The following is a 12516-nucleotide window of genomic DNA, read 5'->3' on the forward strand; positions in this document are numbered from 1 at the left end:
CATGACCCTCTTTACTGCAGACAGGCTGGCCGCGCTGCGTGCGCGCTTCGGCGGAGACAACGAGTCCGTCATCCACGATCCGCATTTCCGCACCGTGGCCGCTCACATCATCGACGCCAGCGGCACGCGCAGCGCACCCTACGCAGGCATTCCCACGCTGCTGGATGCCCCCATGCACCCCATGGACTGGAGCCGCCCGGACTTCGGCGAACTGCAGGCCGCGCTGATCGGCGTGCCCATGGACCTGGGCATCAGCAACCGCAGCGGCTGCCGCTTCGGGCCCAGGGCGCTGCGCGCGATAGAGCGCGTGGGCCCCTACAACCATGTGCTCAGATCCGCGCCCACGCGCGAGCTGCGCGTGGCGGACATCGGCGACGTGCCGCTGTCCAGCCGCTACAGCCTGGAGCAGTCGCACCGCGACATAGAGTCGACCTTCGCGAAGATCCATGCGGCCGGCGTGATTCCGCTGTCTGCAGGCGGAGACCACTCCATCACCCTGCCCATACTGCGCGCGCTGGGCCGCGACCGGCCAGTGGCCCTGGTCCACTTCGATGCCCACTGCGATACTGGCGGCCCCTTCGACGGCAGCCGCTTCCACCACGGCGGCCCCTTTCGCCAGGCCGTGCTGGATGGCGTGCTCGACCCCACGCGGACCATCCAGATCGGCATACGCGGCGCGGCCGAATATCTCTGGGAGTTCTCCTACGAGTCGGGCATGACGGTGATCCACGCAGAGGACCTTCCCGCGCTGGGCGTGGACGGCGTCATTGCCCGCGCACGCGAGGTGGTGGGTGATGCGCCCGTCTACGTCTCCTTCGACGTCGACTGCCTGGACCCGGCCTTTGCGCCCGGCACGGGCACGCCCGAGGTGGGAGGCCTGACGGTGCGCGAAGCCCAGGCCATGGTGCGCGGCCTGGCCGGCATCCACATCGTGGGCGGTGACGTGGTCGAGGTCTCGCCCGCCTACGACGCCACCACCAACACCGCCCATGCGGGCGCGCAGATGCTGTTCGAAATCCTCAGCCTGATCTGCGCACGCCACGCCGACCGAGGCGCCGCAAGCCCTGTCTAGGTGCCCGCCCCGTCCCCGTGCCAGGTGGACGGCCCCATGCCCTCCGCCCCCGGCTTACGCAGCAGCTCCAGCGGCGTGCTGCCGTAGCGTGCCCTGAAGCGCCGGGAAAAATGCGCGAGCGAGTTGAAGCCGCAGCGCTGCGAGATTTCCGTGACGCCCAGCGTTCCCGGCTTCGCTGTGCGCAGCAGCGCATGGGCGCGCTCCAGTCGATAGTCCATGAGTTCGGCGCTGAGGCTGGTGCCTTCGCGCGACAGCCGCGATTGCAGCGAGCGCACGGAAAGTCCCAGCCTCGATGCCACGCGCTCCGGCCCCAGCGCCGGGTCCGGATATTGGCGGGCGATCAATTGGCGCACCCGGCACAACAGCACGTGCATGGGCGCGTCAGGCCGGGCTGCAGCCATTTCGGCCCCAGCCTGCAGCACGGTCTTCAAGGTGTTGATGACCAGATCGGAAAGCTGCGCGGACTCGCCCTCGGGCAGGGGCGCCTGCCATGCATGGATCAGTTGCATCTGCTGGACGAGCAGCTGCAACGACGCGCAGTCAGGCAGGCTGCGTGCCAGCAGTTGCGAAGCCATGCCTGCGCACGAATCGATCAGCGCCAGCGGCACGGCCAGCACGAGCAGGTCCACGGCTTCGTCCTGCCAGATGCGGTAGCCGCACCGCTCGTCCAGCAGGAACAGTTGGCCGGGCTGCGCATGCGACTCGCCGCCCGCAACCGCCGCGCCCGGCCCATCGAGCGCAGACACCCGGGCGCGGCCCTTGAGGTAGAGCAGGCACAGCAGGCTGGCCGGGCTCGCGCGCTGGCAACCCGCCTGCAGGCGCTGCATGCCGTGGCCCGCCGCCATCTGGATGCGGTTGAACACCACCGCGCCCACGCCACGCGATGTGAGCACGGCCTCGAAGCGCTCGGGCCGCGCCACCAGGGGCGTGTGCGGCATCTGCGCCTCACGGCTGGCATCGCTCCAGAATTGCGCTCGCCCCAGGGGAGCGACATGCATCGTGGACCACCGGTTGTATGTCATACATTCCTCGCCCGGCGCGCAGCGCGCGGCCTGTTTTTGTGAGGGGCTGTGCGGGGAAGTCGATCGCGCCCCGGGGACTCGGGCAGACGGACCGACGACAGGGCCACGCGGCAGCATGAACCCTGGATTTTCGGGATTCCGGCGCCATCAGGCCATTGGACCATTCTGAAAATCGGCAGTTGACCGGGATGAATTCCTAGGCCGTTGCGCCAAAGCGGCCCGGATCACCGCGCGATGGCTGGCAGCCGCTCGCTCCACAGCGTGGACTGGTTGCGGCCATTGCGCTTGGAGTAGTACAGCGCTGCGTCGGCACGCTCCAGGCAGCCCTGGGCCGAGGCATCGCTGCGCTGCAGCTCGTACACGCCCAGGCTGATGGTGATGTGCAGGTCTCCGGCCTTGCCCGCATCGATGGCCTGCCCGGCAATGGCTTCGCGCAGGCTTTCGGCGCGCCGCAGGCCCACCTCCGCATTGGTGTCGGACAGCAGCACGGCGAATTCCTCGCCGCCCAGCCGTCCCACCATGTCTTCCCTGCGCATCTCCTGCGCCACCGAGGCCAGCAGTTCCTTGAGCACGATGTCGCCCACCGCGTGGCCGTAGCCGTCGTTCACCTGCTTGAAGTGGTCTATGTCCAGCATGATCAGCGTGGAATGCGCGACCAGGCCGCTGCGCAGATGGTCCAGCTCCATCGCCAGCCGCTCCAGGAAGGCGCGGCGGTTGGGAATGCCCGTCAGCGCATCGGTCAGCGCCAGCGTTTCCAGCTGGGATTCGCGCTGCTGCCTCTCCGTCGCATCGTGGAAGACCCAGCAATGGCCGATGGAGCGGTCACCGTCGCGCAGCTGCATGCCCTCGATCTCCACATAATGGCCATCGGGCAGCGCATGCAGGGAGCGGCCGGCCACGGGCCCTGCGCTGAGCACGCCCGCCACCGACGCCGGCAGCAGCTGGATCAGCGCCGGCATGCCCAGCCCCACAAGGGCGGCAGGCGCCATGTCCAGTTGCAGGGCAGCGGCCAGCATGCGGTTGGCCGCCAGCACATGGCGGCCCTGCGCGTCGGTGACCAGGATGCCTGCGGGAAAGCGGTCGATGATGGCCTCCAGCCGGTGCTGGGTCTCGGCCAGCGCGGTCTCGGCGCGCCGGCGCGCATCGGTGTCGATCATGGTCCAGATGACGCGGCCATCGTCCTCGTCGGGGTCCAGCAGCGAGCCCTGCATGTCGAACCAGTGGTCCGAGCCCGACGGCATGCGCAGAATCCATTCCGTGCGCACCGTGCCGCGTGCGTTGAGCTGCCCGTACAGCTGGCCGAAGCGTTCGAAACTCTCGTCGCTGACATGCAGCGAGCGCAGGTTCACGCCACCGGGCAGCCGCTCCGTCTCGATCTGGAAGGTCTGCGCCGCGCGCTCGTTGGCATAGAGGATTTCGCGCTGGGGACCGGCCATCACGATGAGGGCGCTGCCCCGGTCCAGCAAGGCCTTGATCAGGCGGGACTGCTCCACGCGCTGCTGTATGTCGGTGTGCGTGCCCAGCATGCGCACGGGCTTGCCGTCGGCATCGCGCTGGGTGATCTCGCCGCGCGACTCCACCCACAGCCAGCTGTCGGCCGAGCCGCGCAGCCGCATCTCCACACGGAAGTCGGCACCGGCCTCGGCATGGCGCTGCAGCCGCGCCAGCACGCGCGCCCTGTCCGAGGGATGGACCATCGCGCAGAAGGCGTCGTAGTTCATGGGGAACTGGCCTGGCTCGAAGCCCAGCATCTGGTAGCAGCGCGCATCCCACTCCACATGGCCGCTGCGGCAGTCCCACTCCCACAGGCCGTCACGCACGGCGCCCACCGTCAGGCGCAGGCGCTCCTCGCTGTGGCGTATGGATTCCTGTATGGCCTGGTCCTGCGTGACGTCGTGCACATAGCCATGCCACAGCAGCGAGCCGTCTTCCTCCTGCTGCGGCCGGGCGTGGCCGTGCAGCCAGCGCAGCTCGCCTCCAGGCCCGTAGACGCGGTATTTGTGCTCCCAGACATCCTTGCGCCCCACGCTGTCCTGCACCGAGGTCGCCAGGGCGGGCAGATCCTCGGGGTGCACGCGCTTGAGCAGTTCATGGTCGGCGAACCGGACGGCGTCAGCCCTTGCGCCATGCAGCTCGAAGAACCCCGGGCTGGTGAAGGGAAACTGGAACTGGCCATCCGCGCCGATGCGGAACTGGAACAGCCCCCCGGGCACCTCCTGCGCCAGCCGCGCGAAGCGCCGCTCGCCCTGCAGCCGCATGCGCTCGCTGAGCTGGCGCTGGCGCGCCAGCCACAGCGTCAGCAGTACGGCCAGCAGCAGCACCGCCGTGCCTATGCCATTGCGCAGCAGGCCGCGCTCCAGCGATTCCTCCAGCGATTCGAAGATGGCCTTCTTGTCCAGCCCTGCGCTGACGATCAGCGGATAGCCCTCCACCCTGCTCCAGGCATACATGCGCAGCACGCCATCGACCGAGGACTCGGCCTCGTAGGTGCCGCGCTCCATGGCCGGCGCGAACTGTGACACGCGCACATCGGAGACCGAACGCCCCATCACCTCGTCCTGTCCCTGAGAGCGCGCCAGATAGACACCGTCGGTGCGCAGCAGCAAGATCACGTCCTTGGCGCCATCGAAGATGGACTGGAAATACCCCGAGATGTAGTCGGGCGACAGCGACAGCACCAGCACGCCCGAGAAGCGCCCCTGGCGGTACAGCGCGCGGCTCAGCTGTATGGTCCATTTATGGGAGACGCGCCCCTGCACGGGCCGGCCGATGAACATCCCCATGGTCTCGCGGTTGGCATGGACCTGGAAATGCTCCCGGTCGCGGATCGAGACCTTGGCGGCCCGGGTCTGCGCATCCTGCTGCAGATTGGAGTAGACGATGTCCCCGCTCTCGTCGGCCACGGCGATCTGCAGGAAGGTACCGGCCGGATAGGCATCGAAGGTGGTCTGCACGGCATGCTGAAAGACGTCGGCCTCGCCATCGGCAAAGTCGGACTCCAGGCCGCGCATGGTGTAGTCCAGGCCGGACAGCAGGGTCTGCACCTGCACCGAAACCGCATGCGACATCTGCCCCACGCGCAGCCAGGACTGGGCTTCGGTGAAGTTTCGCTGCGTGCGATGGCTGTCCACCAGCACCGTCCAGTACGCCACCGTGGCCAGCAGCACGCAGCACAGGCCTACCCAGACGGCCACGGCGGTCTGGGTGAGAGGTTCGGCGTTCAGCAGACGGAAAGGCTTTGCGCGCATATCGAACACCATGTTGAGTCACACAGACCCCGCGCCCTCAGGGGCGGTGGCCCGCAACAGGCCGCCGGGGAGCCCTCAGACTGAGCGCAACAATTGTTTCATACACCAGCGCCCCGGCTTATCAGCTCAATCCGATCTTTGCGACAGTGCCCAGGCCACATGCTCGCGCACCATGGCGTCGGGATGTTCGGCGCGGCTGGCCAGCGCCTGGCGCAGTGCCGTATCGCCGGTTTCACGCCAGGCGTTTCCCAGCGCCACGGCCACGTTGCGCAGCCAGCGCGCATGGCCTATGCGCCGGATGGGGCTACCTTCGGTCAGGCGCAGGAAGGTCGCCTCGTCCCAGGCGAAGAAGTGCACCAGTTGCCCGCCAGCCAGGATCTCGCGCGCATCGAAATCAGGCAGGCGGCTGGGCTGGGCAAACTTGTTCCAGGGGCAGGCCAGCTGGCAGTCGTCGCAGCCGTAGATGCGATTGGCCATCAGCGGCCGCAACTCCTCGGGAATGGCGCCCGCATGCTCGATGGTCAGGTAGGAGATGCAGCGCCGCGCATCCACCCGGTGCGGCGCCACGATGGCGCCCGTGGGGCAGGCCGTGATGCAGGCTGCGCAACTGCCGCAGTGCGCGTTCACCGGCGCCGTGGGCTCCAGCGCCAGGTCCACATAGATCTCGCCCAGGAAGAACATGGAGCCTGCCTCGCGGTTGAGCACCAGCGTGTGCTTGCCACGCCAGCCCTGGCCGCTGCGCCGGGCCAGCTCGGCCTCCAGCACGGGAGCGGAATCGGTGAAGGCGCGGTGGCCGAAGGGGCCGACCTCCTGGGCGATGCGCTCTGCCAGCTTCTGCAGCCGGTTGCGCAGCACCTTGTGGTAGTCACGGCCCCGGGCATAGACGGAGACGATGCCCTCGGCAGGCCGCTGCAGCCTCTCCCACTCCATGGCCTGCCAGGCGCCGGGCGCGTCGGCGGGCGTGTCGCGCGGCAGGTAGTCCATGCGGGCCGTGATCACGCTCACGGTGCCCGGCACCAGCTCGGCAGGCCGCGCGCGGCGCAGTCCGTGGGCCTGCATATAGTCCATCTCGCCATGGAACCCCTGGGCCAGCCACTGCATCAAACCCGGCTCCGCAGACGACAAATCCACGCCAGCCACGCCAATTTGGGAAAATCCCAGTTCGCGGGCCCAGCCTTGCATCAAAGGAACCAATTGACTGCTGCACAACATACTCCCTCGATTGTAGAAAGCGCCCGGCCGCAGGATGCGGAAACTGCGGGCCATCGCTGGATATGGGGCAGCGAGGAAGACACGCAGCGGTTTGCGCAGCAGCTCGCGGACCATCCGGCGCTGCGCAATGCCTACGTCACGCTGCACGGCGACCTGGGCGCCGGCAAGACCACGCTGGTGCGGCACTGGCTGCGCGCACTGGGCGTGCAGGGCCGCATCAAAAGCCCCACCTATGCCGTGGTGGAGCCGCACGAGGCGCCGGGCCTGTCCATCTGGCATTTCGACTTCTACCGCTTCGACGATCCGCGCGAGTGGGAGGATGCAGGATTTCGCGATATTTTCGCCAGCCCCGGTCTCAAGCTGGCAGAATGGCCCGAAAAGGCCGCAGCGCTTACGCCTGCGGCAGATATAGCTATTCATATCGAAGCAATCGACGAGACGCAGCGCCAGGTGAGCCTGATCGCCGGCACGCCCGTCGGACGCGCCGTGATCGAAGCACTCAAGGCATGAGCGACGCCCAATCCTTCTCCTATCCGTCCGGCCTGTCGCGCCGCAACCTGCTGCAGGCGGGCTCCATCGTGCTGCTGCTGGGCCGCCAGCACATTGCGCACGGCGCCACCATCGTGGCCGTGCGCGTCTGGCCTGCGCCAGAGTACACGCGCGTGACCATCGAGTCCGACCGGCCGCTGGCTGCCAAGCAGTTCTTCGTGGACCAGCCGCCTCGGCTGGCCGTGGACATCGAAGGCATCGACCTCAATCCCGCGCTGCGCGAGCTGGTCGCCAAGGTGCGCTCCGACGACCCCAACATCGCATCCATCCGCGTGGGCCAGAACTCGCCCAGCGTGGTGCGCCTGGTGATCGATCTCAAGCAGCCCGCCAAGCCCCAGGTCTTCACCCTGCAGCCGGTGGCGGCCTACAAGCACCGGCTGGTGTTCGACCTGTACCCGGCCAAGGCCGTGGACCCGCTGGAAGCGCTGATCAGCGAGCGCCTGCGTGATGCCTCCAGCGACGACACCGCCGTGGCGTCGGCACCTCCACCACCTCCTGCACCCGCAATGCCCCGCCCCCCAGGCGCCGCGGCGCCGGCCCCCGACCCTCTGGGCGACCTGATCGCCCAGCACAGCGGCGGCCCGGGCGGCAAGACGCCTGCGCCGCCGCCTGCCGTGATCGCGCAGGCGCCGGCTCCCGCGGCTGCGCCGCGTCCTCCTGCCCCAGCGCCTGCGCCCGTTCCGGCCCCTGCCCCCATTGCCGCGCCCAACATCGCCACCTCGCGCCAGACCGACCGCATCATCATCGTGGCGCTGGACCCGGGCCACGGCGGCGAGGACCCCGGCGCCACCGGCCCCAGCGGCACGCGCGAGAAGGATGTGGTGCTCAAGATCGCCCACCTGCTGCGCGATCGCATCAATAACACCCGCATCGGCGGCAGCCCCATGCGCGCCTTCATGACGCGCGACGCCGACTTCTTCGTGCCGCTGGCCACCCGCGTCGAGAAAGCCCGGCGCGTTCAGGCCGACCTTTTCATCAGCATCCATGCCGATGCCTTCACCACGCCGGCCGCGCGTGGCGCCAGCGTCTTTGCGCTCAGCGACAAGGGCGCCTCCAGCACGGCCGCGCGCTGGCTGGCCAACAAGGAAAACCAGTCCGACCTCGTGGGCGGGCTGAACATGGGCTCGCAGGACCAGCACGTGCAGCGCATGCTGCTGGACATGAGCACCACGGCCCAGATCAAGGACAGCCTCAAGCTCGGCGGCGCCCTGCTGGGCGAGATCGGCAACATGGCCAAGCTGCACAAGCCGCGCGTGGAGCAGGCCGGCTTTGCCGTGCTCAAGGCGCCCGACATCCCCAGCGTGCTGGTGGAGACCGCCTTCATCAGCAACCCCGAGGAAGAAGCCCGGCTGCGCAGCAGCGCCTACCAGGTGCAGCTGGCCGACGCGCTGATGCGCGGCATCCGCAACTACTTCGCGCACAACCCGCCGCTGGCCCGCAGCCGCTCCGTCTGAGCCGCGAGGGTTGCCACAGGCACGGCGGCATGCCGTCCGCCGCCGCTGTCGGACAGGCAGGACCGGACGCTTCCAAACCGCCCGGCCCCAGCTCGGGCAACTCTCCTACCACGGCCGCAGGCCGTGAATGAGAGCATGCCAACATGTTCCACACAATGCTTGCGCCACCATCCATCCGCCGAAGCAACGCAGGCCACGACAGGAGATGAACATGAAGACACGCATTTATTCCATTGCCGCCGCTGCCGCCATTGCCTTGTTCTCTGCCGGCTGTTCCACCAACCCCAGCAACGCCCAGATCGGTACCGGCGTCGGCGCCGTGGCCGGTGGTGTGGTGGGTGACGCACTGTTCGGCAGCACGCTGGGCACCGTGGGCGGCGCAGCCGCTGGCGCACTCATCGGCAACGAGGTGGGCAAGCGCAACGACCGCCGCTGACCCCTGCCGCCGCCGTTCGGCCACTGAACGAAAAAGCCCCTTGCGCCATCACGGCTCAAGGGGCTTTTTGCTGGGCGCTGAAGGCTCAGGAAGCCGTCTTGGGCGCGCGGCCCGCGCGCCATGCGCCGAAGATGGCGATCAGGCCCGGCACCAGGATCAGGCCCCAGATGATCTTCTCCAGGTTCTCGCGCACCCAGGGCAGGTTGCCGAAGAAATAGCCGGCGGCGCTGATGCCGAACACCCAGACAATGGCTCCGCCCACGTTGAAGGCCGTGAACTTGCCCCGGTCCATGGCAGCCACACCGGCCACGAAGGGGGCAAAGGTGCGGATGAACGGCATGAAGCGCGCCAGCACGATGGTGATGCCGCCGTAGCGCTCGTAGAACGCATGGGCCTGGTCGAAGGCACGCCGGTTGAACCAGCGCGAATCCTCCCACTGGAACACCTTGGGCCCTATGTAGCGGCCTATGGTGTAGTTGCACTGGTCGCCCAGCACGGCCGCCACCAGCAGCACGGTGCAGGCGATCGAATAGTCCATCAGCCCCACGCCGCACAGCGCGCCGACGATGAACAGCAGCGAGTCGCCGGGCAGAAAGGGCATGACCACCACGCCCGTCTCCACGAAGACGATGAGAAACAGCAGCGCGTACACCCAGGGTCCATAGGCCACGACGAAGGCCTCCAGGTGCTTGTCTATGTGCAGGATGAAGTCGATCAGGAACTGAATGATTTCCAAAAGAAGGTCCTCCGCGGCGGGCGCCGCACCGGCCCGTACTGTACTTCGCCGGCATGCCCCCACAGCCGAGCCAGAGCCGATCGCACCGCCGCGCACACCGGCGCTTGCATGGAACTACAAATGCTTGGAATCGCGCCTGTTTTGTTACACAACTTGATAAAACTCTACGAAAAACTCACGAGTGCGTCAGCTTTTTGCAGGCAAAGTCCTTGCATGCCGTCGGCACCGCCGGCCCGGCCTCACCACCATCATCAGGACAAAAGGAAGCAAGCCATGAACAAGACCCTTCGCACCTTCGAGCGCATGACTGAACGCAAGTCGGGCACCACCATGGGCCGCAGCCTGGCCGTCGCCGCCCTTGTGGCCGGCGCGCTGGCCCTGGGCGGCTGCGCCCACCGTCCCAACAACGCGCAGCTGGGCACGGGCGTGGGTGCCGTGGCCGGTGGCGTGCTGGGCAGTGCCCTGTTCGGCACCACGCTGGGAACCGTGGGCGGCGCGGCCGCCGGTGCGCTGGTCGGCAACCAGATGGGCAGCAACAGCGACCGTGCCGGCCGCCGCCGCTGAGGCCGCGCGGCCCCGGCCGCTCTCATCAAAGAGTGCCCCCGGCTCTGGCCTTTGTGGCCGGGGACGCCTCTTGGAGCCGCCTGTGCGGCTCCTTTTTTTGCGCGTGCCCAAGGCACTCCGACCCCATTCCCACAGGCACCAAGCGGTGGATGCGAGCCCCTAGAATTGCCCTGTGAACGCCTCCACCCCCTCCCCCGACACCCTTCCCCGCCGCCCCATCCGCGACCTGCCCGACGAGCTGATCAGCCAGATCGCGGCCGGCGAAGTCGTCGAGCGTCCTGCCTCGGTGGTGCGCGAACTCGTGGACAACGCCCTGGATGCCGGTGCCCGCCAGATCAACGTGCGGCTGCTGGCCGGCGGCGTGCGGCTGATCTCGGTGGAGGACGACGGCGGCGGCATCCCGCGCGATGAGCTGCCCGTGGCATTGCGCCGCCATGCCACCAGCAAGATCACCGATCTGCACGATCTGGAGACCGTGGCCACCATGGGCTTTCGCGGCGAGGCGCTGGCGGCCATCTGCTCGGTGTCGGAGGCGTCCATTCTCTCGCGCCCTGCGGGCCAGGACTCGGCCTATCTGCTCGACGCGCGCAGCGGCGAGCTGCGCCCCGCCGCGCGCAACCAGGGCACGACGGTCGAGGTCAAGGAGCTGTTCTTCTCCACGCCGGCCCGCCGCAAATTCCTCAAGAGCGATGCCACGGAGCTGGCCCACTGCATAGAGTCCGTGCGCCGCCATGCCCTGGCCCGGCCCGACGTGGGCTTTGCCATCTGGCACGAAGGCAAGCTGGTCGAGCAGTGGCGTGCCGCCGGCAGCATGTCGGATGAAGCCCTTGCGCGCCGCCTGGGCGATGTGCTGGGCGACGCCTTCGTGCAGAACTCCGTGACCGTGGAGCACTGGTCGGGCGCCGTCCATGTCACGGGCCGCGCGGGCATTCCCGATGCGGCGCGCTCCCGGCCCGACCACCAGTTCTGCTACGTCAATGGCCGCTTCGTGCGCGACAAGGTGCTGACCCACGCCTCGCGCAGCGCCTACGAGGATGTGCTGCACGGCCACAAACAGCCTGTCTATGCGCTGTATGTGGAGATCGACCCTGCGCGCGTGGACGTGAACGTGCACCCCACCAAGATCGAGGTGCGCTTTCGCGACAGCCGCGAGGTGCACCAGGCCGTGCGCCACGCCATAGAGAACGCGCTGGCCGCACCGCGTGCCGCCGCAGCAGCCGCTGCGGCTGCCGAAGAGGCCGGGCGCACGCCCGAGCTTGCGCCCGCCGCTGCGGCAGCGCCGGCCACGGCGCCCAAGGCATCCATGCCCGCCTGGCCCCAGGCCCGCATGAGCTTTGGCGATGAGCAAGGCGGCCACAAGGTCAGCAATATGGCGGGGCTGTGGGCCCCCATGCGCGAGGCCGCAGCCGCAACGGTTGAAAGTCCGGCCCAGGCCTTGGCCGCCGAGCAGCCAGCCGTGCTCGCTGTACCCGCTGTGCCCACTGCTGCCCTGGCCCCCGTCAGCTACGCGCCCCCGGCTTACGCGCCGGCCGTCCAGTCCCCGACTGTTGCCGTTGCCGAGCCTGCTCCTGCGGATTTCTCTGCGCCCCGCACATCATCCGCAGCGGCCCCGGCAGCGTCCGACGAGCCCGTCTGGCCCCTGGGCCGCGCCGTCGCCCAGATCCACGGCGTGTACATACTGGCCGAGAATGCCCAGGGCATGGTCGTGGTGGACATGCATGCGGCGCACGAGCGCATCGTCTACGAGCAGCTCAAGAATGCCGTCAATGCGGCAGAACAGATCCCCAGCCAGCCGCTGCTGATTCCCGCCACCTTCGCCGCCACGCCCGAGGAAGTGGCCACGGCCGAGGCCCATGGCGACACGCTGCAGGCGCTGGGCATGGAAGTCTCGCCCTTCTCTCCCAAGACGCTGGCCGTGCGTGCCGTGCCCGCCACCCTGGCCCAGGGCGATGCCGTGGAGCTGGCGCGCAGCGTGCTGGCCGAGCTGGCCCAGCACGACGCCAGCACCGTGGTGCAGCGCGCGCGCAATGAGATCCTGGCCACCATGGCCTGCCACGGCGCCGTGCGCGCCAACCGCCGCCTGACGCTGGACGAGATGAACGCCCTGCTGCGCCAGATGGAAGTCACCGAGCGATCCGACCAATGCAACCACGGCCGCCCCACCTGGCGGCAGATGAGCATGAAGGAACTGGACGCGCTGTTCCTGCGCGGCCGGTAAACCGC

General features: G+C 68.4%; 10 protein-coding genes. 6 read left to right on the forward strand and 4 right to left on the reverse strand.

Annotation, left to right across the window (positions count from 1 at the left end; all coding sequences use genetic code 11):
- The first annotated feature begins 1 nt into the window (after position 1).
- Positions 2 to 1072 (forward strand): agmatinase, encoded by a 1071-nt coding sequence (gene speB, locus ACF8O7_RS10370; RefSeq protein ID WP_392443294.1) that lies wholly within the window; start codon positions 2 to 4, stop codon positions 1070 to 1072.
- Here the strand turns inward: speB and ACF8O7_RS10375 are convergent.
- The 3 genes from ACF8O7_RS10375 to queG form a co-directional block, all read right to left on the reverse strand.
- A complete protein-coding gene (locus ACF8O7_RS10375; protein ID WP_392443296.1) occupies positions 1069 to 2094 on the reverse strand; it encodes a helix-turn-helix transcriptional regulator in 1026 nt (341 codons plus the stop codon). The two genes, speB and ACF8O7_RS10375, sit on opposite strands and share 4 nt — an antisense overlap.
- A gap of 224 nt (positions 2095 to 2318) precedes the next feature.
- Positions 2319 to 5354 (reverse strand): diguanylate cyclase, encoded by a 3036-nt coding sequence (locus tag ACF8O7_RS10380; RefSeq protein WP_392443298.1) that lies wholly within the window; start codon positions 5352 to 5354, stop codon positions 2319 to 2321.
- A 114-nt stretch (positions 5355 to 5468) separates the two neighbouring features.
- Entirely contained in the window at positions 5469 to 6524 is a 1056-nt protein-coding gene (queG, locus tag ACF8O7_RS10385; RefSeq protein WP_392443301.1) for a tRNA epoxyqueuosine(34) reductase QueG, read from the reverse strand.
- 12 nt (positions 6525 to 6536) lie between these two features.
- Here queG and tsaE point away from each other — a divergent pair, with 12 nt between their 5' ends.
- The 3 genes from tsaE (at position 6537) to ACF8O7_RS10400 (ending at position 8993) form a co-directional block, all read left to right on the forward strand.
- Positions 6537 to 7064, forward strand: a complete 528-nt coding sequence (gene tsaE, locus ACF8O7_RS10390; RefSeq protein ID WP_016447663.1) for a tRNA (adenosine(37)-N6)-threonylcarbamoyltransferase complex ATPase subunit type 1 TsaE — start codon at positions 6537 to 6539, stop codon at positions 7062 to 7064.
- Positions 7061 to 8557: an N-acetylmuramoyl-L-alanine amidase gene (locus ACF8O7_RS10395; protein WP_392443303.1), complete on the forward strand. Its 1497-nt coding sequence runs from the start codon at positions 7061 to 7063 to the stop codon at positions 8555 to 8557. The genes tsaE and ACF8O7_RS10395 overlap by 4 nt, the downstream gene beginning before the upstream one ends.
- A gap of 211 nt (positions 8558 to 8768) precedes the next feature.
- Entirely contained in the window at positions 8769 to 8993 is a 225-nt protein-coding gene (locus tag ACF8O7_RS10400) for a glycine zipper domain-containing protein (RefSeq protein ID WP_279494584.1), read from the forward strand.
- Between the two features lie 85 nt (positions 8994 to 9078).
- Here ACF8O7_RS10400 and ACF8O7_RS10405 read toward each other — a convergent pair whose 3' ends face one another.
- Entirely contained in the window at positions 9079 to 9729 is a 651-nt protein-coding gene (locus ACF8O7_RS10405; RefSeq protein WP_016447666.1) for a DedA family protein, read from the reverse strand.
- A 273-nt stretch (positions 9730 to 10002) separates the two neighbouring features.
- On the opposite strand from ACF8O7_RS10405, the gene ACF8O7_RS10410 reads away from it, so the two are divergent.
- The gene (locus tag ACF8O7_RS10410; protein ID WP_016451238.1) at positions 10003 to 10293 is read left to right on the forward strand and encodes a glycine zipper 2TM domain-containing protein; all 291 of its coding nucleotides are present in this window, start codon (positions 10003 to 10005) and stop codon (positions 10291 to 10293) included.
- A 172-nt stretch (positions 10294 to 10465) separates the two neighbouring features.
- On the forward strand, positions 10466 to 12511 hold the full coding sequence (gene mutL, locus ACF8O7_RS10415) for a DNA mismatch repair endonuclease MutL (RefSeq protein WP_126310749.1): 2046 nt from the start codon (positions 10466 to 10468) through the stop codon (positions 12509 to 12511).
- Positions 12512 to 12516 lie beyond the last annotated feature (5 nt).

The organism is Delftia sp. WSY_16, from assembly GCF_043104415.1.
In the GTDB taxonomy this organism is placed as follows: domain Bacteria; phylum Pseudomonadota; class Gammaproteobacteria; order Burkholderiales; family Burkholderiaceae_C; genus Comamonas; species Comamonas tsuruhatensis.